Source organism: Psychrobacter cibarius (genome assembly GCF_904845955.1).
GTDB classification, from domain to species: domain Bacteria; phylum Pseudomonadota; class Gammaproteobacteria; order Pseudomonadales; family Moraxellaceae; genus Psychrobacter; species Psychrobacter cibarius_B.
In genome coordinates this window covers 49,549-70,779 of sequence record NZ_CAJGYX010000003.1, presented here as the reverse complement: position 1 = coordinate 70,779, position 21,231 = coordinate 49,549, and the positions used below count along the sequence as shown (strand labels likewise).

At 43.3% G+C, this 21,231-nt stretch carries 16 protein-coding genes and 2 pseudogenes; 14 read left to right on the top strand and 4 right to left on the bottom strand.

The window, feature by feature from the left end; genetic code table 11:
- Positions 1 to 107: 107 nt before the first annotated feature.
- Together JMV76_RS07070 and JMV76_RS07065 are read left to right on the top strand one after the other, a co-directional pair.
- Positions 108 to 1,349: an NnrS family protein gene (locus tag JMV76_RS07070; RefSeq protein ID WP_201502141.1), complete on the top strand. Its 1,242-nt coding sequence runs from the start codon at positions 108 to 110 to the stop codon at positions 1,347 to 1,349.
- A 300-nt stretch (positions 1,350 to 1,649) separates the two neighbouring features.
- Positions 1,650 to 2,168, top strand: a complete 519-nt coding sequence (locus tag JMV76_RS07065; RefSeq protein ID WP_045454273.1) for an Rrf2 family transcriptional regulator — start codon at positions 1,650 to 1,652, stop codon at positions 2,166 to 2,168.
- Positions 2,169 to 2,262: 94 nt separating this feature from the next.
- Here the strand turns inward: JMV76_RS07065 and JMV76_RS07060 are convergent, their stop codons facing one another.
- Positions 2,263 to 3,009, bottom strand: coding sequence for a hypothetical protein (locus JMV76_RS07060; RefSeq protein WP_201502140.1), 747 nt, complete (start codon positions 3,007 to 3,009; stop codon positions 2,263 to 2,265).
- 301 nt (positions 3,010 to 3,310) lie between these two features.
- Here JMV76_RS07060 and JMV76_RS07055 point away from each other — a divergent pair, with 301 nt between their 5' ends.
- Both JMV76_RS07055 and JMV76_RS07050 read left to right on the top strand, forming a co-directional pair.
- Positions 3,311 to 3,961: an IS1595 family transposase gene (locus JMV76_RS07055; protein WP_045455364.1), complete on the top strand. Its 651-nt coding sequence runs from the start codon at positions 3,311 to 3,313 to the stop codon at positions 3,959 to 3,961.
- A gap of 79 nt (positions 3,962 to 4,040) precedes the next feature.
- Positions 4,041 to 4,832 carry an ankyrin repeat domain-containing protein gene (locus JMV76_RS07050; protein ID WP_227690186.1) on the top strand — a complete coding sequence of 264 codons (792 nt, stop codon included), beginning with the start codon at positions 4,041 to 4,043 and terminating at the stop codon, positions 4,830 to 4,832.
- Positions 4,833 to 4,986: 154 nt separating this feature from the next.
- Here JMV76_RS07050 and JMV76_RS07045 read toward each other — a convergent pair whose 3' ends face one another.
- Positions 4,987 to 5,973 (bottom strand): dienelactone hydrolase family protein, encoded by a 987-nt coding sequence (locus JMV76_RS07045; RefSeq protein ID WP_201502139.1) that lies wholly within the window; start codon positions 5,971 to 5,973, stop codon positions 4,987 to 4,989.
- Positions 5,974 to 6,385: 412 nt separating this feature from the next.
- Here JMV76_RS07045 and JMV76_RS07040 point away from each other — a divergent pair, with 412 nt between their 5' ends.
- From JMV76_RS07040 to mmsB, 9 genes and pseudogenes are all read left to right on the top strand, one after another.
- Complete coding sequence (locus tag JMV76_RS07040) at positions 6,386 to 7,585, top strand: MFS transporter (RefSeq protein WP_201502138.1); 1,200 nt, start codon at positions 6,386 to 6,388, stop codon at positions 7,583 to 7,585.
- 177 nt (positions 7,586 to 7,762) lie between these two features.
- Positions 7,763 to 9,432, top strand: a pseudogene (locus JMV76_RS07035) (fatty acid--CoA ligase).
- 208 nt (positions 9,433 to 9,640) lie between these two features.
- Positions 9,641 to 11,434 (top strand): AMP-binding protein, encoded by a 1,794-nt coding sequence (locus JMV76_RS07030; RefSeq protein WP_265090280.1) that lies wholly within the window; start codon positions 9,641 to 9,643, stop codon positions 11,432 to 11,434.
- A complete protein-coding gene (locus JMV76_RS15070; RefSeq protein WP_265090279.1) occupies positions 11,428 to 11,694 on the top strand; it encodes an AMP-binding enzyme in 267 nt (88 codons plus the stop codon). Before JMV76_RS07030 ends, JMV76_RS15070 begins: the two co-directional genes overlap by 7 nt.
- A 359-nt stretch (positions 11,695 to 12,053) precedes the next feature.
- Positions 12,054 to 13,538: a CoA-acylating methylmalonate-semialdehyde dehydrogenase gene (locus tag JMV76_RS07025; RefSeq protein ID WP_201502137.1), complete on the top strand. Its 1,485-nt coding sequence runs from the start codon at positions 12,054 to 12,056 to the stop codon at positions 13,536 to 13,538.
- A 63-nt stretch (positions 13,539 to 13,601) separates the two neighbouring features.
- A complete protein-coding gene (locus JMV76_RS07020) occupies positions 13,602 to 14,762 on the top strand; it encodes an acyl-CoA dehydrogenase family protein (RefSeq protein ID WP_201502136.1) in 1,161 nt (386 codons plus the stop codon).
- A 45-nt stretch (positions 14,763 to 14,807) separates the two neighbouring features.
- Positions 14,808 to 15,590, top strand: a complete 783-nt coding sequence (locus JMV76_RS07015; RefSeq protein WP_201502135.1) for an enoyl-CoA hydratase — start codon at positions 14,808 to 14,810, stop codon at positions 15,588 to 15,590.
- 55 nt (positions 15,591 to 15,645) lie between these two features.
- On the top strand, positions 15,646 to 16,890 hold the full coding sequence (locus JMV76_RS07010) for an enoyl-CoA hydratase/isomerase family protein (protein ID WP_201502134.1): 1,245 nt from the start codon (positions 15,646 to 15,648) through the stop codon (positions 16,888 to 16,890).
- Positions 16,891 to 17,013: 123 nt separating this feature from the next.
- Positions 17,014 to 17,958 (top strand): 3-hydroxyisobutyrate dehydrogenase, encoded by a 945-nt coding sequence (mmsB, locus tag JMV76_RS07005; RefSeq protein WP_201502133.1) that lies wholly within the window; start codon positions 17,014 to 17,016, stop codon positions 17,956 to 17,958.
- Positions 17,959 to 18,033: 75 nt separating this feature from the next.
- Here mmsB and JMV76_RS07000 read toward each other — a convergent pair.
- Positions 18,034 to 18,791, bottom strand: a pseudogene (locus JMV76_RS07000) (IclR family transcriptional regulator).
- A 628-nt stretch (positions 18,792 to 19,419) separates the two neighbouring features.
- Between JMV76_RS07000 and JMV76_RS06995 the strand changes: the two are divergent.
- Complete coding sequence (locus JMV76_RS06995; protein ID WP_109590039.1) at positions 19,420 to 20,304, top strand: hypothetical protein; 885 nt, start codon at positions 19,420 to 19,422, stop codon at positions 20,302 to 20,304.
- A gap of 119 nt (positions 20,305 to 20,423) precedes the next feature.
- Here the strand turns inward: JMV76_RS06995 and JMV76_RS06990 are convergent, their stop codons facing one another.
- A complete protein-coding gene (locus JMV76_RS06990) occupies positions 20,424 to 21,227 on the bottom strand; it encodes a 4'-phosphopantetheinyl transferase superfamily protein (RefSeq protein WP_201502132.1) in 804 nt (267 codons plus the stop codon).
- Positions 21,228 to 21,231 lie beyond the last annotated feature (4 nt).

Sequence of the window (21,231 nt, the reverse complement as noted above, 5' to 3'; positions counted from 1 at the left end):
AACCGTTATAATGAGTTATAAAATTATCACTATTGTATAACTTATAACATTCATTTAAAATGAATCTTTATATTAAACTCTATTCACATGCTTCTAAGAAGAGTGCCATGCAATCGATCAACTTACCCAGCAAGCCACCCAGCTCTCCGCATCCCATTTTGAATTTGAGCTTTCGAATATTTTTTAGTGCTGCCGCGCTATTTGCCGTGATAACGATGCTGCTATGGTCTTTTGTATTTACTGGTCATACAGATATTGACGCACAAGCACTGAACCCATTGTATTGGCACGGTCATGAGATGGTCTATGGTTATGCCTTGGCGGTCATTGCAGGATTTCTCCTCACGGCAGTGAAGACGTGGACAGGGGTAATGATGCCGCATGGTTATAAGCTGCTGGCTATATTTGGTTGTTGGCTGCTGGCACGTTTGAGCTGGGCAGGTTTTGGACTTGGTATGACGGTTGTGGGTAGCAGTATATCGTTGTTATATGTCGCCGCAGTATTTGACTTATTGTTTATCGCCTCGATGGCATTTGTGATATGTCGAGCGGTATTGCAGGTCAAACAGTATAAGCAGATGGGTATTTTAGCGAAATTGGCCTTATTGACCGTTGGCAATGGAATCTGCTACTGGGGTATTATCAATGCCGATATGAGTATGACTAAAATAGGTATTTATCTAGGGTTTTATTTGATTATCGGTTTGGTGCTGACCATTGGTCGCCGCGTGGTGCCATTCTTTATTGAACGTGGTCTGAGTGTTGGAACGACGGAAGTCATCAAGTTGCGCAATAGTAAAGTACAGGATATTGCGAGTTTATTGTTTTTCTTAGCGTTTTTTATCAGTGACTTGTTTTATCCTAATAAGTATCTGCTGACTATTACAGCACTTGGCGTAGCAGTGGTTAATATCGTCCGTTTGGTAGGTTGGTATCATCGCGGTATCTGGCAAAAACCATTGCTTTGGTCATTATATGTTGCATTTTTGGGCATGTGTTTGAGTTTTCTGCTGTATGTGCTGCAACCATGGTTGGGCTATACTCATAGTATTGCGATGCATGGGCTTGCCATTGCAGGCATTGGTATGATGACCGTGGCGATGATGACGCGGGTATCGCTTGGCCATACGGGACGCAGCATTCATCAGCCGCCCAAGACGGTGAATATCATGTATGGTCTGATGGTATTGGCATTTGTCAGTCGCGTGCTGTTGCCGCTTGCCGATATGAGTCACTATCTACTATGGATCATGATTGCCCAAGGGGCGTGGATTGCTTGCTTCGTGCTATTTTGTATCAGTTATTTGCCGATGCTGGCACGTCATAGACCTGATGGTCTGTTTGGTTAGAGTCTGTAGAGCCGTTATAATACTATCGCCAAAAGAATAGGGGATTTATCCAAGTCTATCGACTGATTGTTGACGTTTTTAAGTAGGTTATTTTGCAAATGTTATAAGGTTTTGAGACCTTTGTTTTCCAGACACTGTTTGTTTAAAATACAGTTTGTTCAAAATACCGTTTATCCGAAATACCGTTTATCTGAGACACTGATTTTTCAAGACCCTCATTTTCAAACTCATATAGTTACATTACTAAAATTTAAGCTGATACATACTTGAGAGATTTATATAAAATAGGAGCGCAAATAAATGCGATTGACCAATTATAGCGATTATGCACTGCGCTCATTGATTTACTTGGCGGTGAGACCAGAGCCGCCATTGCTCGCAAATATCAGTGGTATTGCCGACAGTTATGGCATTTCTAAAAGTCATTTGACCAAGATTATTCATCAGTTGGGTCAGCTTGGTTATATAGAAAGTGTGCGTGGTAAAAATGGCGGTATACGTTTGGCTCGTGCGCCAAAAGACATCAATTTGGGTGTATTAATTAAACAAATAGAGCCAGACTTTGATTTGGTCGAATGCTTTGCGACCCCCGCGAATGATAAGAGTAGTGATGGTCGCCAGACTGGTTCGACTGGTTTGCCTATTACGCTTATTGATGAAACGACAAATAACGCTAGAGGCTGTGTCATTAGCCCAGCATGCCAACTAAAAAGTGTGTTCTTTGAAGCGCTGACGGCATTTATTAACGTCCTTGAGCGCTATACCTTGGCAGATATTATCAATAACCAAGATGAGCTAGCGTCTTTATTGTTCCGTTAGTGATTTTTAATGTTGATGGAGTCATTGCAAGAAAGGGAGCGACCATCTTGGTCACTCCCTTTGTTATGCTTCTAATGTGAGATTATACGGTCAATTAAGCTTTTTCTAATTTTGGACGGGCTTTATCAATGGCTTTTAATAGCGCCACTTCAAACTCACCGTCATTAAATGTCACTAAATAAGAATGTGCGGCGCAGAAATTACGCACATCGCGCCATTCATGTGCCAGATTGCTTGCCCAATCGCAATATCGCTTGCCAGCATCGGGTTCGTTTTTTAGCGCTTTTTTGGTCGTTGGGTGCAGTATGACCTCAGGTAATATCGCCTCTAATACCTTCATCGGTGGACTCATAAAGGTATCATCGACGTGCAAGCTTTGACTGGCAGGATGATAGGCTAATAGTGAGCCTGCGTGAATCATCTCATTGGGTGAGATATAGTGAATACCTTGTGACATAGAGAACTTAAGCTCAGGGTAACGCTTGGCGACCGCATCGCTTTCAACCAAGTCATCTGCCCATTGCACTTCATGTATTTTTTTATGGTGGCGGCTACTGCCATAAAAGGTCGCCTGCGGGAAGTCTTTTGCCATTTGTGCACAGTGCACCGTATGGAATGGGTGGACGTTCAGTACTGCTTCGACATCTTGACCATTATTGGTTAATGCCATCACCTCATCGCGTACGTCACCAGTCAATGAATAGCTATCCAAAAATATAAACTTTCCTGAGTTTAACTGTATAAGTGAGCACTGAGTGCCAATGTTTAGAACACCGCCAATGCGAAAAGATCCGCGTATATTCCAAAATCCTGCCCCTAAATCATGAATTTTATCGGTCATTGAAATTATTCCTTAGTGTTTTTATTCGAGTTTCTTGATGTCTTAGCAATCTTAATAATGAATATTTCTTATCAATAGATGACAATTTATTATAAATGACCTCTTATTATGGTGAGTCATGTATCTAAAGTCTGTTATAAAAAAGATGTTGATTGTTAGGTTCAGTGTATAGCGTTAAAGTCGGATATAAGCCTATATTAACCGAGGATCATTGTCATTCATAGCTTATAATTCATAGCTTATAATTTATAGATTATTATTGGGGCTGTCCTAGATAAGTAAAATAATCTAGGATAGTCATATGAGAAAGAGCAGATTAAGTTGGTACAAACAAACCAGACTCATTGAACTATTTATTGCCGGTTCTACCGCAAGAACAGCAGCAAGCTTAGTGGGTGTTAATAAAACAACAGCTAGCTATTACTTTCACAGGCTAAGACTACTGATTTATGAAAATAGTCAGGAACCTGGTCTTCTAGAAGGCGAAATAGAAGTTGATGAGAGCTACTTTGGCGGTAGACGCAAAGGCAAACGTGGTCGCGGTGCTGGTAATAAAGTGCCTGTGTTTGGACTGCTTAAGCGCAATGGCAGCGTCTATGCTTGTCTCATCCCTAATGCCAGAGCCGATACCTTAATCCCTATTATAAGAGAAAAAGTAAAGCCTGATAGCATCGTTTATACTGACTCATTCAGAAGTTACAATGCCCTTGATGTCAGTGAGTTTACCCATTACCGTATCAATCATTCAAAAGAGTTTGCACAAGACAGAAACCATATCAACGGAATAGAGAACTTTTGGAGCCAAGCCAAGCGTCATATGCGCAAATATAATGGCATCCCAAAAGAGCATTTCCATCTGTTTTTGAAGGAATGTGAGTGGCGTTTTAACTACAGTGATCCAAAACGTCAATTACACCAGCTAAAACAATGGGTTAAACAGGAACTGAACTAGTTATCTAGGACAGCCCCTTATTATTTAATGAATCTGTATAATATCTCTCACTATTTAATTTGTATTTGAAGGTTGAGTCATGAGATTTTTTGGAAAAATGAGCGCATCAGCGGTTATGGTAACGATGTTATTAGCAGGTTGCTCAAGCCTAAACAATGATAACAGCGTCACTAAAATTGACACTATCCAAGCTGCTCAAACCGCACCAGTCCCACAAGTGGGTTTTCGTTTCAGCACTACTGAGAATGTTGATCTTGCCAATCAAAACAAACTTTCTTGGCGTGTGTTTTATGACAAACCCTCTATAGGTGCAGATGCTACTTGGTTTGACGCCGTAAAACATGGTGATCTAGCCACGGTCAAATACATGGTTAACAATGGTCAAGACTTAGAAGTTAAGGACACAGGTAGCCTTAACCAAACGGCGTTAGGCTGGGCTGCCTTTATCGGCTATGAAGATATGGTCGATTACTTAGTCAGTAAAGGCGCTGATATCTATGCTAAAGATGACGGTGATGTGTATAACGTCATGAAATCTGCTGTACTGGGAAAAAATACCAATATTGTCAAAAAAGTACATACGTTATTGAATGAAAAAGCGCCTGTGGACTTAAATGATCAGACGGTAGAAAGTGATGGTGAAACCTTGATTATGGTTGCAGCTAGTAATAATCGCCTTGAAACTGTCAAATATTTATTGGCGCAAGGCGCTAATCCAAATCTAGTGGCAACGACCAAAGACAAGAAAATGGGCTCGTATAATCAAGGTGCCTATTCATATGCGTGTTCGCGAGATTTGGTTGATATGCAAAAGCTATTAGCCGTCAATGGTGCTGTGAATCATCGCACTGGCAAAGCGAGCTGTGAATAATTGTGTTAATGACTTTACAAAAAAGGCTGCCATTTCGGTAGCCTTTTTCTATGCTCAGCGCTCCTAAGTCAGACGTTGACCAGCGGATCGTTTATAAGTGTCTAGTTTATCAGTACATAGTTTATAAGTGTTTTTCTCATGAGTGCTTTGTTTATTAGCAGTTTTTATAGTAGTAAGCGGATATACGAGGATTGTTACCATAATTGTCGTTACGACATAAAAACTGATCGAAGCGGGTATCGCCATTAATATAGCGATGCATCCAAGCAATACCTGGCTTGCTCAGCAATATCTCATTAAAACGATAACTTGGACAAAAATGGCTACCGTTCTTTATCTCAATCTTCATTTTTGCGCCTGTAGCATTATCATAAAAAGGGCTGCTGTATTTTTTATTTGAGGCAATACGGTCATTTTGGCAAGTAATAAATAAAGCAGGCGTGTTCATTTCGCCATACTCTTTATCATGATAGGGCGTTTGCGGAATAATCGCTCGAACCGTCTGACGTTTTGTCGCTAGCTGGAGAGCGCCGCCGCCGCCCATTGACCAGCCAATAGCGCCCAAGCGCGTACTATCTATCTGAGCGCCTACCGTATTGTCACGAAGCATATGATCAAGCGCCGCACTTAACTGCGCCGCACGGCTATCTGGGTCATCATAAATGGAGTTGGTATCGATGGTAATAACCACAAATCCCCAAGATGCCAAACGTGGCCCCCACCATTTAATAGAAGATTCGTAGGACACATAACCGGGTATCACTGCGATTCCGCCTAACAGACCACAGCCGCCTGCGTTGGTTGGATAATAAATGGTTCCGCCACCAAAGCCGTTGGCTAACTGACGAGGAACAGCTTTCTTAGCCACCGAAAAAGGCCCCTTATCACGCGTATCTGACAGATTAGCCGCTGTAATAACACTGTCGGCGATACAGTTTGACGGCACGGCTGGTGTTGATACAGGCGATGTTATTGCAACCGCTGACGCTATTGGGGTTGATACTATTTTGGTCGATTGCTCTTTAATTGTGAGCTTGTTCGTTGCGGCTACTTCGTCTAACGTAACTGCCGATGCATTTATAGAAAAAATCAGTGCACCTATAGCGACAATCCATTGCGAATAAAAAGGGTATTTGGGCATGATAGAGAGTCTGTTATAGGTGAGTTGGATTTTGTCGCAGGTTATATTTTGTGGATATAAGTTTTTGTGAATCGCATTTATATATAATAGGTCAAAATAATAGTAGACAGTAATCTGCTTGCTGTCAAAAATATACGTCACCTACCCAGTATATAAAGCAGCAGTTTTTAGTGTTCAACAGACCCTAAGCATAAATAAAGCAATACCGATAACACACCGAAACCAGAGTCTGGTATTTGGTGTGCTAAAATCATGCATGACGGCTATCCCTAGCATCAGCCATTATTTTCATTATTGTTTTTGTCATTATTTCAGCTATTATCGTCCTATTTCTATTACTCACGCCAGATCATCCGCGTCCAACATAGCCTGTATCCCTGTGAAAAATACCATCAGTAAACCCCAAAATAATATGCCAAAATCTCTATCTGCGCCAATCAATCATGCAACATCGTGGGTCTTAAAACTCACCATTGGCTTGATTGGGATGTTTGCTTTTTTGCAAGTGTATTCTATTCAGGCCATTTTGCCCGTATTAATGGTAGACCTGTCTGCAACTGAGGTGCAAGCTGGCATGATCGTCGGTGCAACGGTGATGGCGATTGCTATTATGTCGCCATTCTTGGGCATGCTATCTGACGCTGTCGGGCGTAAATCCTTTATCGTTGGCGCGTTATTATTTTTAGCGATACCAACTGCTTTAATTGCCCAAAGTCCGAGTATTGGTTGGATGGGCATGTGGCGGTTTATGCAAGGGTTGTCTGTACCCGGCATTACAGTGGTGACGATTGCTTATATCGGTGAAGAGTTTGAGGGACGCGCTGTCACAGAACTGATGTCGTTCTATGTCTCAGGCTCGGTACTTGGCGGCTTCATGGGGCGATTTTTACTTGGGCACTTGCACGAGCTTATCGGCTGGCGTGCAGGCTATTATGTGATGGCAGCGATGACCCTTATCGGTGCGCTGTGGGTCGGCAAGATGCTACCATCGTCACAGCAGTTTGTGGCCAATCCGAATTTTCGTTCCGCGATGCAGACGCTCGGTGAGCATTTAACCAATCGTTATGTGGTGACGGCTTGTCTGTTAGGGGCGTGTGTTTTATTTTCACTCGTGGGTTGTTTTACCTTTATCAATCTACATCTTGCTAAGACGCCATATGAGTTGAGTACGGGTGCGCTTGCCAATATTTTTGCCGTTTATTTAATAGGCGTTGTCATCACGCCATTGTCGACGACCTTGCTACGTCGCTTTGGTTCAGCGCGCACAGTACGTGTGGCTGTTTTCGTTTCTATGATTGGGGTGCTGTTAACACTAGTGACGCCGTTATGGGGCATTATTATTGGTCTTGCTATTATGTCCTCAGGTGTCTTTATCACCCAAGCTGCTACCATCAGTTATATCGCCGTCAATGTTAAAAAAGGGCGCTCATTGGCGTCTGGTTTATATTACATGGGGTATTATGCTGGCGGTACGATGGGTGCGTGGTTAGGCGGCATGGCTTATGCGCGCGGGCAGTGGTCGCTCACAGTATGGCTGCTCTTATTTGTACAGATTTTGGCATTACTGGTTGCCAGTTTTGGCATGATAAAAACAAAATCACGCGCGGCTTGATGGCTGTTTTTGAGCAATTTTCATCAAGCTATTGCAGCTTAGGATGTTTACGTAAGGTCGCTTTACATAGCACCTATTTTTTCTTACTATCGATATAGCCTGCTCAATACGCCATCAATTATCCATGATTCACCCGCATAATAACTTATCCGCATGACCAACAAGGACGTCACATCTATGTCAAATATTTACCACAGCGCCCCTTCTGCTTACGATTATCCTTTATTAGTTAAGCAACTATTGAACCGTGCCAAAACGGTGTCGCTTGAGCAAGAAATCGTTTATGCTGACAAAAAACGCCTCACTTATAAAGATTTATTCAATCGTATCAATCGCTTGGCCAATGTCTTAGCAGGTTTAAATCTAGATGCAGGTGATATAGTGGCGGTGATGGATTGGGACAGCCATCGTTATCTTGAGTCGTATTTCGCGGTACCGATGTCAGAGTATATTTTACAAACCGTTAATATCCGCCTATCGCCAGAAAAAATTCTTTATACCATCAATCACGCTAAGCCAAAAGTGCTGCTGCTCAACTCTGAGTTTGCGCCATTGGTCAAAAGCTATCAGTTTGAAAACTCTAGTATTGAGCACATTATTTGGCTAGATGATGATGGTGTGACATCTGAAGGAGTCTTCGGTGGTAATCAAAACCGCGTAGTAGGTGAATATGAAGCGTTATTACAAGCTGCCGATAGTGAGTTTGACTTCCCAGATTTTGATGAAAACACCATTGCCACGACGTTTTATACCTCAGGCACGACGGGCGATCCAAAAGGCGTATTCTTTAGCCACCGCCAGTTAGTATTGCATACCCTCACCGAAGCTGCGACACTAGGTATGCTGCCCGACAAGCAAGGCGTCAGTTACGGTGATGTCTATATGCCGATGACGCCGATGTTCCACGTTCATGCATGGGGCTTTCCATTTACCGCGACCATGGCTGGTCTGAAGCAAGTGTATCCAGGACGCTATGCACCAGATGTGTTAATGGATTTGATTATTAATGAAAAAGTCAGTATTACCCATTGTGTCCCAACGATTTTGCAAATGGTGCTCAAAGAAGCGCAAGATCGCGGTGCTAGCTTTAATGGTTTAAAAATGATCATCGGTGGTTCAAGATTGACTGAAGGTCTGGCAAAAACCGCCATGGCACAAGGCATCGAAGTATATACTGGTTATGGTATGTCAGAGACAGCGCCCCTATTAGCTTGACAGAATTTAGTCTCGACGAGCCTGAAATGAGTGAAGATGAAGATATCACTCGCCGTTGTATGACTGGTAAGCCCGTACTGATGGTGGACGCTCAAATATGGAGTACCAATAATGAGTCGGTTGGTACCGGTCAAGACAATACTGGCGAGCTGGTATTACGCGCACCTTGGCTAACGCAAAGCTATCTAAAAAATGACGATGCGGGCAAAGAGCTGTGGGAAAACGGCTATATGCACACCCAAGACATTGCTTATATACGTCCTGATGGTTATATTAGAATTACTGATCGCTTAAAAGATGTCATTAAGTCAGGCGGCGAGTGGATATCGTCATTAGAGATTGAGACGATTTTGTCGTTACATCCAGCGGTCGCTGACGTATCTGTGATTGGAATACGTGACAAACAGTGGGGCGAGCGTCCATTGGCCTTGATTGTGTTAAAACCTAATGCTCAAGACACGAGCGTTGATGATATCAAAGCCATTGCCGAGAAAGCCGTAGAGCGGGGTATTATCCCGAAATATGGTGTGCCAAGTCAGTTTAAGTTCGTCAATGAGCTACCAAAGACTTCTGTTGGTAAACATGACAAAAAAGTGATGCGTGAGATGTATGCTGATCAAACTGAGGTATAGGCTTAAAGTGGCTTAACTATTGAGCAGATAACTGGCTTAATAGTTGACCTTTATTGTTAGCTCTGCTACATTTTAAACCGATACCTACTAAATCGATACGTAGTGTATCGATTTTTTGTTCTATTAGAGATAGCTGGCAGGGATAGCCAATCTTTACTATGACATTATTACATCGTATTACCCATCATTTATGCTAAGGACAGCTATTATGAGCGAGCAAACCGCCACTTCAGTGACCAACCAATCGTCAGACCAAGCTCAGACTTCTCAAGCGTTATCTAATACCACTCAAACTTTTGCTGAAATTTATCACTCTTCTATTGAAAATAAAGAGCAGTTTTGGGCAGAGCAAGCAAAGCGTATCTATTGGCATAAAGAGCCTGAACAAATCCTTGATGACAGCAATCTGCCATTTGCGCAGTGGTATGTCGGTGGCGAGACCAATCTTTGCTATAACTGTGTGGATCGCCATCTTGCAGAGCGCGCAGAGCAGGATGCTTTTATCTGGTTATCCTCTGAGATTAACCAAGAGTTAATCGAAACCTTTCCTGCAGTCGTCGATGCGTTTAAAGATTTGGGTAATAACGTTGAGCTTTATACGGACTATACCAAACGTCGTCTGACCTATAATGACCTATATAAAGAAGTCAATTATTTTGCTGATGTGCTACAGCGTCATGGTATTGGCAAGGGCGATCGCGTTGTCATTTACATGCCGATGATTCTAGAAGCCGCTTATGCCATGTTGGCTTGCGCTCGTATCGGTGCGGTACATTCGGTGGTATTTGGTGGTTTTGCGGCTCATAACTTAGCCATTCGTATGGATGATGCCGAAGCAAAAATGGTCATCACGGTGGATGCAGGTTTGCGCGGTGGTAAAGTTATTAATTATAAAAACCTTGTCAATCAAGGGGTCGAGCAAGCAACAGTTAAGCCCGAACATGTATTGGTTATCAATCGTGGCATTTTACCATTTGAGCCAAAAAATATTGATGTTGATTATGCAACCCAGCGCCGTATCAGCTGTGAAGCCAATGCGATTGTCGAGCCAGTTTGGCTTGAGTCAAATACGCCATCGTATCTGCTTTATACTTCTGGTACGACGGGTACGCCAAAAGGCGTGCAACGTGATACCGGTGGTCACGCGGTTGCGTTAACGACGTCGATGGACTATATCTACGATGGCAAGGCGGGCGAGACATTTTGGGCGATATCAGATATCGGCTGGGCGGTTGGGCATTCTTACACCATTTATGCGCCATTGCTGGCGGGCATGACGAGTGTGATGTATGAAGGTCTGCCGCATCGCCCAAATCCCGGTATTTGGTGGCGAATTGTCGAAGCAAACAAGGTCAATATCTTATTCACGGCACCGACGGGTGTCCGTATGCTGAAAAAACAAGATGAGACATGGATGACACGCGACGATGTCTCCAGCGTCAAATCCTTCTTTTTGGCAGGTGAACCACTGGATGAATCGGCAGCCAATTGGCTGACTAAGCATTTAGGTGTGCCAATTTTAGATCATTATTGGCAAACAGAGTCTGGCTGGCCCATTCTAAGTAACACGCCCAAATTTAATCATAAGCCGCACAAGCAAGGCTCACCCGGTTATCCCATGTATGGTTATGATGCACATGTCATTAATGAAGAAACAGGCGAACCTTGTAAGGCTGGCGAAAAAGGACTGCTCGCGATTCGTGCACCATTGCCGCCCGGTTGTCTGACCACGGTATGGCGAAATGACGAACGCTTTGTCAGTAGCTATTTTGGTATGTTTGATGGTAAGCAATACTCAACCTCAGACTATGCCGTGACTGATGAGGAGGGTTATTTTTATATCTTAGGACGCACTGACGATGTGATTAATGTCGCCGGTCATCGTATTGGCACGCAAGAAATTGAAGAAGCGATTAGTACGCATCCAGAGATGGCAGAATGTGCGGTTGTGGGTATTCATGATGAATTAAAAGGGGAGTTGCCAATAGCCTTTGTGTGCTGAGAGATCATGAACAAGTCACGACCACCGAAAATCGTTTCCGTATTGAGCAGCAGGTTATCGGTGCTGTGGTCAAATCCCTTGGCGGTATCGCAAGGCCAGCGGCAATTTATTTCCCGCAAGCATTGCCAAAGACGCGCTCTGGCAAAATCTTACGTCGAGCCATTCGTGCTTTAGCAGAAGGCAACGAAACAGGAGATATGTCAACGCTTGATAATCCAACAGCGATTGACGCGATTAAGCAATCTATGAAAGACTACTAATACGATGGCGTATTAATTGAAAAAAGCCATCTGACGTTAATATTGAAAAAAGCTCATGCACAATCATGGGCTTTTTTGTTTTTAATTTAAGGCGTCTCCTCATTTTTAGCACTACTTAGTCGCTTTCGCTCAAACTGAAAACATACCTTACATAAAGTTTTTCTCGTTAACATAAACTCAGATAAAATTTTGACAAAGCGCTTGACCCTAAAAATGGTTTATTGGTATAGTCAATAACGATACGAAATAAATCATTTTATAAATTACGTTTGATCGATAAAAGCTCATCATTTTTTCTCTATTTTTGAATATTAAGACACCGTTAAAGGGTAGTCTCGCAAACAAGATAAGGATATCTTATGCACCACGTCAAGCAGCTCATCAATGGTCAATTTGTTGATTCTAATACCAGTGAATGGATTGATATCACCGATCCTGCCACGCAAGAAGTCATCGCTAAAGTACCGCAAACTACTGACGATGAAATAGATCAAGCGGTCGCTGCTGCTCAAGCAGCGTTTCAAACGTGGCGAAAAACGCCCATTACCACACGTGCCCGTATCTTTTTAAAGTATCAAGCATTGATACGCGACCACATGGATGAGCTAGCAGAAATACTGACGGCAGAGCAGGGCAAGACTATTGCTGACGCACGTGGTGATGTATTCCGTGGTTTAGAAGTGGTTGAGCATGCGGCAGGCATTGCCAATTTGCAAATTGGTGACTTTGTTGAAAACGTTGCATCAGGCGTGGATACTTATAGTATTTGGCAGCCATTAGGCGTCTGTGCGGGTATCACGCCATTTAACTTCCCAGCGATGATTCCTCTGTGGATGTTCCCAATGGCGATTGCCACGGGCAACACTTTTATCCTAAAACCATCTGAACAAGACCCAATGGTCACGATGCGTCTGGTAGAGCTTGCTGTTGAAGCGGGCGTACCTGAAGGCGTGCTAAATGTCGTACATGGCGGCAAAGCTACTGTCGATGCTATTTGTGATCATCCTGATATCAAAGCAGTTTCTTTTGTGGGTTCGACCAACGTCGGCAAACACGTTTATGAGCGTGCCAGTCAATCAGGCAAACGCGCACAGTGTATGATGGGCGCGAAAAACCATGGCGTTATCTTGCCGGATGCTAATAAAGAGCAGACGCTTAATCAGCTAGCAGGTGCTGCCTTTGGTGCTGCTGGTCAACGTTGTATGGCGCTGTCTGTCGTTGTCCTTGTCGGTGCTGCCGGTGAGTGGATTGATGATATCAAAGCCAAAGCTGAGGGTTTAATCGTCTCAGCTGGTAAGCATGATAAAGATTTAGGTCCGCTGATTTCTCCTGCCGCAAAAGCGCGTGTTGAGCATTTGATTGGCACAGGGGTAGAAGAAGGGGCGAGCTTGATACTTGATGGTCGTGGCATTATGGTCGAAGGTTATGAAAAGGGTAACTTCGTAGGACCGACTATCTTTGATAATGTTACTGCGGATATGCAAATCTATAAAGAAGAAATCTTTGGACCAGTCCTGTGTATCATGCGTGCCAACAGCTTAGATGAAGCGATTGAGCTACTCAATGCCAATCCGCATGGTAATGGTACGGCTATCTTTACTCAATCAGGGGCTGCGGCGCATAAATTCCAACAAGATATCCAAGTCGGTCAAATTGGTATTAACTTGCCGATTCCTGTGCCACTACCAATGTTCTCGTTTTCAGGCTCACGCGCTAGTAAGCTTGGTGATTTGGGTCCTTATGGTAAGCAGGCGGTGCAATTTTATACCCAAACCAAGACGGTTACGGCGCGCTGGTTTGATGATGAAGCAAGTCGCGGCGTCAATACGACTATTTCAATTTAACGCTGAATCACCTATATTTGCATTGACGCTTTAATACACCCTATTCAGCACAAGGATGACCCCATGGATTTTTCATTGACCGATGACCAAATTGCCTTTCGCCAAACTGCCAGACAGTTTGCCCAAAAAGAGCTAAAGCCTAATGCCGCTGAATGGGATCGCACCTCGCACTTCCCAGTCGATGTGATTAAAAAATCAGGCGAGCTTGGGTTTTTAGGGTTATATACCAATCCAGAATATGATGGCTTAGGCCTACCGCGTTTAGATTCTGCCATGGTTTTTGAAGAGCTAGCATGGGGTGATACCTCTGTGGCGGCTTATATGAGTATTCATAATATGGCAGGCTGGATGATTGGCGAATTTGGTAGCGATGCGCTGTGCAAAAAATATTTGCCAAATATGGTTAGTGGTGAATGGCTGGGCAGCTATTGTCTAACGGAACCTAATGCCGGTTCTGATGCCGCATCACTGCGTACCAAAGCCGATAAGCAAGGTGAGTATTATATACTGACCGGCGAAAAAACCTTTATTTCAGGCGCAGGCTCAACCGATGTGTTAGTGGTTATGGCTCGTACGGGCGCTGCAGGACCCAAAGGTATCTCAGCATTCGTTGTCGATGCCGATAGTGCTGGTATTGAATACGGCAAAAACGAGCATAAAATGGGCTGGAAAGCACAGCCAACACGGACGATTAGCTTTAAAGATGTCAAAGTTCCAGTAGAGAATCTCATTGGCGAGGAAGGTCAAGGCTTTCGTATCGCGATGAAGGGGCTTGATGGTGGCCGGATTAATATTGGTATCTGTGCAGTAGGGACAGCGCAAGCGGCGCTTGAGACAGCGACCAATTACGTGCAAGAGCGTAGTCAGTTTGGTAGCCCGATTGCCAGCTTACAGTCAGTACAGTTTAAGCTTGCTGATATGTTGACTCAAACCATTACCGCACGGCAAATGCTCTATTTAGCGGCGAATAAAGTCGATAATAACGATGCGCAGGCCTCTACTTATTGCGCAATGGCAAAGCGTTTATCGACTGATCTTTGTTTTGATGTCGCCAACGAAGCTCTACAATTACATGGTGGCTATGGCTATCTCAATGAGTATCCGCTTGAGCGTCATGTGCGAGATTTGCGCGTACATCAGATTTTGGAAGGCACCAATGAGATTATGCGCGTGATTGTCTCGCGTCAGCTCTTACAAGACGATGCATTGAGCCAACTGCGCTAACCTATTTATATGAATAAAATGATTTTATGATAAGGATGTTTGATCATGACGGATTATACCAACTTAAAACTATCGATTGATGGTCATACTGCAACGCTAACCTTAAATAACCCACCTGCTCATACGTGGACGATGGACAGTCTCAATGCGCTTAAGCAATTGGTCTCTGATCTCAATACCAATGATGAGGTGTATGCGTTAATCGTTCATGGTGATGGCGAGAAGTTCTTTTCAGCAGGCGCCGATTTAAATAATTTTGCAGATGGCGATAAAGGTCGTGCGATTAGTATGGCGATAGCCTTTGGTGAAGCATTTGAAGCGTTGTCAGCCTATCGCGGCGTGAGCATCGCGGTTATCAATGGCTATGCGATGGGCGGTGGTCTTGAGTGCGCACTTGCTTGTGATATCCGTATCGCAGAAGCACATGCGCAGATGGCATTACCCGAGACGGGTGTGGGATTGTTGCCGTGTGCCGGTGGTACGCAAAATCTAACGGCTTTGGTAGGCGAGGGTTGGGCAAAGCGCATGATATTGTGCGGCGAGCGCGTCGATGCCCAGACTGCACTACGCATTGGCTTAGTCGAAGAAGTCACTGCAAAAGGTGACGGTTTATTAGCAGCACAAGCACTAGCGCAAAAAGTTGCTAAACAATCACCGGTTGCGGTCAGTTACTCTAAAACGCTTATTCAAGCGGCAAGAGAGACGCCACCTGCGCAAAACCTTATCCATGAGCGTGAAGCCTTTGTTAAATTGTTCGATACTGAAGATCAGCGCGAAGGTGTACAAGCATTTTTAGAGAAGCGTAAGCCCGTTTGGCAAAATAAATAACCTTAGCGTAAATATAATAATATTATTTCACTTTTTCATTTTGTAGGTCACTTTTATGACAACAGCTATAGAAGGCGCAGTAGAAAAAAGCACAGCAGACGCATCGGTATTATTCCGCACTGAACCGACAGATTGTGGTCACCTTATTGGGATAATGACGTTAAATATGCCAAAGTCTCTTAATGCCTTGAGCGTTGAGATGTGTCAGTTGTTATCGCAACAACTAGAGCAGTGGGAAGGTGATGAGCAAGTGGTGGCATTGCTATTAAAAGGCGCAGGCGACAAAGCGTTTTGTGCAGGCGGTGATATTCGTAGGTTATATGACAGTATGTCAGCAACAGCGCCTATGCCAAATCCTTATGCGACAGATTTTTTTGGTCATGAATATAGTCTTTATCGCCAAATGCATTTTTACCCTAAGCCATTAATCTTATGGGGTGACGGCATCATTATGGGCGGCGGTATGGGTTTGATGGCAGGCTGTAGCCATCGTCTAGTCACTGAGCGTACCCGTTTTGCCATGCCTGAAATTACCATTGGCTTATTCCCCGATGCTTCCGGCAGTTGGTTCTTGCAGCGTATGCCGGCCAAAACTGGTTTATTCTTAGGATTAACGGGTGCGATGTGTAATGGCAATGATGCGCTATTAGCCAATCTTGCAGAGTATCCCGTCGCCAGTAGTGACTATGATGCCGTCATACAAAGTTTAAAACAGAGTGATTGGCAGGTTGCCGCTAGTCGTACCGATAAATGCGATAACAATAGTGCTCATAGTATCGTTAGCCGTGTGCTTGCAGCGCAACCAATTGCCGAGTTGCCTGCTAGTAAATTGGCAATCCATTGGCAATCTATTCAGCAGTTGATGAACAGCGGCGGACTGGGTGATATCGATGCTTTATTACAAAGTGATGCGGCACTCGCAAAAATAGATACAGAGTTTGCCAATGATAGCTGGACGCAGCGAGCAGTAGATACTTATCGCCATGGCTGTCCAGTTACCGCTGCTTTAACTTATGCGCTTTATTATAAAGTCACTGACTTATCACTAGAGCAAGTTCTGTATTTAGAAGCCAATGTAGCCGTACATTGTGCCGCCAATCCTGACTTTAAAGAAGGGGTACGTGCGCTGCTCATTGATAAAGATCGTAATCCACAATGGTCGCGTTCACTAGCAGACTGCCTAAGTAGCGAAGGGCAGGCGTACATACAGCAGCACTTTGTGAATCCTTATGCTAAAGGTGAGCATCCGTTAGGCGATTGGTTGGGTGATGAGGCTTTAGGCAGTCAGTCTGTGCGTTAAAAATTGAATTTATCAATTCAATATAGACATCAAATTAAAATTACACTCAATTAAATAGTTTACAGCTATATGTGTAGCAACGCCTGCGCGCATGATTAATACTAACCATCAAGGAATGATGAGATGAATACAAAGGATGTAAATGCCACCGATAACGATACTACTAAGCCAAATATTGCTTTTATTGGGCTTGGTAATATGGGCGCACCGATGGCAGAGAACTTGTTAAAAGCAGGTTATACGTTATCGGTTTATGATTTATCCGCAGAGGCGACCACGCGCTTGCAGCAAGCAGGTGCCAGTGTAGCAGACAGTCCTAAAGATGCTGCACGTCATGCACAGGTCGTTATCAGTATGTTGCCTGCTGGCAAGCACGTCCATTCTGTCTATTTAGGAGATAATGGCGCTGACGGCCTACTTGCAGAGTTACCGAAAGGTACTTTAGTCATTGATAGCAGTACCATTGCAGCCGCTGATGCAAGGAAGGTCGCAGAGGCTGCAAGTAAGCTTGGTATAGACTTCTTAGATGCCCCAGTCTCTGGTGGTACGGGCGGTGCTATCGCTGGTACGTTAACCTTTATCGTCGGTGGCAGCACTGATGCCTTTGCCAAAGCTGAGCCGATACTGGCTGTGATGGGCAAAAATATCTTTCATGCAGGCGAGCATGGCGCAGGACAAGTGGCAAAAATTTGTAATAATATGCTGTTAGGTATTCTGATGGCAGGAACAGCAGAGGCGATTAACTTAGGCGTCAAAAACGGTCTGGACCCTAAAGTACTATCAGATATTATGCTGCAAAGCTCAGGTCGTAACTGGACGCTAGAGGTATACAACCCTTATCCGCAAGTGATGGAGAATGTCCCATCGAGCAATGGCTATCAAGGCGGGTTTATGAGTAAGCTCATGCAAAAGGATCTTAACCTTGCCATGCAGACCGCTGAAGATACCAATGTAGAGACGCCAATGGGCGCTAAAGCGACTGAGCTTTATGCTGCACATACTGTCGAGAATGGTGATAGAGATTTCTCAAGCATTATGGCGCGACACGACAGCTCTGTATTGACTTAAATTATCAAAGTACCTATGAAAAAGGTCTGCATTAGTATCTTAATGCAGACCTTTTTTTTGCTTATATTGCATCATCTAGCTGGGTAGGTCATAGACGAGAGACTGAATATCTTTCGCTGCTTTTTGCAGTCGTGGGACATGGGTTAAGAGATCATCTAAAGACACTCGTATGGTCGGTGCATGCAGATATAGCGAAGCAAGGTAGCGCGACTTTCTATCCCGTATCGGTACGGCGATTGCCACCATCTCAGAGATAAACTCTTCATTATCGATACCGATACCTGTTTCAGCGATACGATCAAGCTCAGCGTTTAGCGCATCGATATCGGTGATCGTATTTTTGGTAAACTTATCCAATGACAGGTTTTGTAGTATTTTTTCGCGGCTTGTGCGCGGTAACTGGCTTAAATACAGCTTGCCAGTCGCAGTACACCACATTGGTGATTTTGCGCCCACTGGCAAATAAATCTGTATCGGCAAGGTCGTATTTGCACGGTTGGTGTAGATCATGTTCATCTGATAAGGCACACCGATCCCGCAGTCTCTTTTAGCTCATCAACCAGCTTTTGCAAAATCATTTGTCGCTCATTAAAGAACAATCGCTGCTGCCAAATCTCAACACCCAATTTGCGTACCCGCTTGCCCGTTATAATATCGCCGCCAATATCCACAGTCACGAATCCTTCATCGAGCAAATTTTGAATCAATCGATGAATGGTCGGCTTTGGAATATCAAGCTCTTGCGATAGCTCAAGTGGCGAGAGCGGTTTTGAGGCATAAGACACCGCCTCGATAATCTCTAACACACGGGTAATCGACGATACTTTAGGCATATGAGTGGCTCAATAAGAATAAAAAGAATATAGTAGGAAATACAACAAGGCATTAACAGATAAAAGTAAATACGCAGCCTTGCGACAAATTTTCCTATTCTCTAATTTAGCATAATATCAAGCTTAGACAAGATCTAGTTACTTTATATGCCAATACTAAATGCATCAATACTAACGTCACACAGTCATACGACATTGAAATTTATACTAATGCTTTATTTTTCTGAAAAGTTTTCTAAAAGCAATAATTACTACACCATCTCACAAAATACAACAAACTGTAGTAATAAGCTATATAACTGTCATTGAGTTAAATAAAGAGGTAGGTCATTATAATGACATATTTTGTAATATCCTTACATGAAGATTAAGCTAACCAATATTCATGTTTGCGCTGCTGAGTTACTTTAAGAGCATTGTGTAACAGAAAGTCGAAGTTTTGCGGATTGGTGTAGTAATTATTACAATATCTATGCAATCTTTACATAACGGCAAATAAAAAGCGCTCCTAGAGGGGTGACTTTTCCGGCCAAAATTGTTTTAATCTGCTCAACAAAATGATCGATTTAAAAAAAGCTAAATTGTCATTTTTTATGGGCGACTTATTCCACACTTTAGGAGAGTATTTATGAGACTTATTAAATTAACAGCAATTTCTGCTGCCGTTTTAGCGTCAACTGCTGCACTAGCTGCTGAACCTGTTATCGTTGTTGATGGTAACGATGCAGTTGTATATGAAGCTGAGCCTGTTGCTGTTGCATATGAAGCTGAGCCTGTTGCTTATGCATACAATGCTGATGCTGGTATCGTTCGCAATACTACTGGTGCTGTTGTTGGTGGTACTAAGACTTTCTTCCAAACTGCTATCAACCCAGCTTCTGTTAGCGCTGAAGTTGGTACACTAGGTTACGGTGCTAACATCGGTTGGTCACTAAATGAGAAAACTGAATTACAAGCTGGTTGGGCTGGTGGTGATGTTTCTGATCTATTCGGCGACATTGATGTAAACGATATTGAATATGATATTAAAGATGCAGACTTCAGTAACCCGTATCTAGGTGTACAATTGCGCCCTACTGGTAACTGGTTCACGATGGGTGCTGGTATCATCGTACCTGACAACGATATCGACGTAACCGCTAATGCAAAAGGTAATTTTTTCGAGATTAATGATATCAGTTATAATGCAGCTCAAACGGGTACCTTATCAGGTACTATTGAGCATCGTAACAAGATAGCTCCTTATGGTACTATTGGTTTCCGTCCTAACATCACTAACAACTTCGGTTTGTTTGGTGAGATTGGTGCAGCTTACATGGGTAAAACAAATGCAACAGTACGCGCAGTTGGCTCAGATGTTGATAACTCCGTTGATTTTACAGCTGAAAATGGTACTGTTACAGGTACTACCACACGTGAGGAAGTTGCCGCTGCAGCACAAAAAGAATTAGAACGTAAAGACTATCTTGAGTGGATGCCAATTGTTAAGCTTGGTGCAACTTACCGTTTCTAATCTAATCACAGTTTAAGTACTGTTATTAGAAGAAGAGCAAGAAAAAACGACCCTTTTTAGGGTCGTTTTTTTTGTCTGTGAAAGGGTAGTTGTTAGAATAAATCATATGTACAAATAATCTAGAAAATAACAATGGTTTGTTGCGCTGACAATACCGCGATATGGTAATCGGACTTAATGTCTGCTATGACCATTAAAGATGACGGTTCTCTAATAGCATGAATCAAATCAGCAATCAGGTAGGAATAATCTACTCCTAACCCTTGTGCCAGTTTGTATTGATGAATTTTGATAAAACTTTCTTTTATTTGCCACAGTAATTTAGCGATAATCCTAGGCTGAAGTGGGGATAATGCTTGTAAAGCAGCCATTTCATGTTCAGAATAAAACCGCTGTGCCACTCGCCATGCTACATGATTGGTTTCAATATCAATACCAATGGGACGGTGACGACTAATGACCACTGTTACTTTACTGTTTAATGATGTATCGATTGTCTGAACAGTATTTTGACTAATATCATGATGATTCTTGCTGCCTGTATGACTAAAGCATACGTAATATTCACTACTGCTAAGCCGATATGGGAAGTTTGACTCATCCAGAGTATCGCGCAACTTTAGCTGATCCAGTAATTGTTGTAGCAATAATCGAACGCCTTTACGTTGTAGCTGACGTTGATGCTGCGCCATTTCACGCATTGATAAACTTACTGGTGACAGGCAGTAATGCCAATTAAGCTTGTAAAGTTTCTGAAAATCTACCTGTGATATATTGTTCGCGGATGACCACAGTAATTCATCCCACAGTCTTTTAAGGTTGAGGGATGAACGTTCGCTCACTTGTGCCGTGGCGCACCACGTTGCAGGATCGAGCTGGGTATATTGGACATGGGTCAGGTTTAAGATAGAGCTTGGCATCATTGAT

Bases quoted from the DNA above. Each gene is read 5' to 3' on its own strand.
- JMV76_RS06990 (WP_201502132.1), bottom strand. From the start codon at position 21,227: ATGATGCCAAGCTCTATCTTAAACCTGACCCATGTCCAATATACCCAG.
- JMV76_RS06995 (WP_109590039.1), top strand. From the start codon at position 19,420: ATGAGACTTATTAAATTAACAGCAATTTCTGCTGCCGTTTTAGCGTCA.
- JMV76_RS07065 (WP_045454273.1), top strand. From the start codon at position 1,650: ATGCGATTGACCAATTATAGCGATTATGCACTGCGCTCATTGATTTAC.
- JMV76_RS07040 (WP_201502138.1), top strand. From the start codon at position 6,386: ATGCCAAAATCTCTATCTGCGCCAATCAATCATGCAACATCGTGGGTC.
- JMV76_RS07045 (WP_201502139.1), bottom strand. From the start codon at position 5,973: ATGCCCAAATACCCTTTTTATTCGCAATGGATTGTCGCTATAGGTGCA.
- JMV76_RS07030 (WP_265090280.1), top strand. From the start codon at position 9,641: ATGAGCGAGCAAACCGCCACTTCAGTGACCAACCAATCGTCAGACCAA.
- JMV76_RS07020 (WP_201502136.1), top strand. From the start codon at position 13,602: ATGGATTTTTCATTGACCGATGACCAAATTGCCTTTCGCCAAACTGCC.
- JMV76_RS07025 (WP_201502137.1), top strand. From the start codon at position 12,054: ATGCACCACGTCAAGCAGCTCATCAATGGTCAATTTGTTGATTCTAAT.
- JMV76_RS07015 (WP_201502135.1), top strand. From the start codon at position 14,808: ATGACGGATTATACCAACTTAAAACTATCGATTGATGGTCATACTGCA.
- JMV76_RS07010 (WP_201502134.1), top strand. From the start codon at position 15,646: ATGACAACAGCTATAGAAGGCGCAGTAGAAAAAAGCACAGCAGACGCA.
- JMV76_RS07050 (WP_227690186.1), top strand. From the start codon at position 4,041: ATGAGATTTTTTGGAAAAATGAGCGCATCAGCGGTTATGGTAACGATG.
- JMV76_RS07070 (WP_201502141.1), top strand. From the start codon at position 108: ATGCAATCGATCAACTTACCCAGCAAGCCACCCAGCTCTCCGCATCCC.
- JMV76_RS07060 (WP_201502140.1), bottom strand. From the start codon at position 3,009: ATGACCGATAAAATTCATGATTTAGGGGCAGGATTTTGGAATATACGC.
- mmsB (WP_201502133.1), top strand. From the start codon at position 17,014: ATGAATACAAAGGATGTAAATGCCACCGATAACGATACTACTAAGCCA.
- JMV76_RS07055 (WP_045455364.1), top strand. From the start codon at position 3,311: ATGAGAAAGAGCAGATTAAGTTGGTACAAACAAACCAGACTCATTGAA.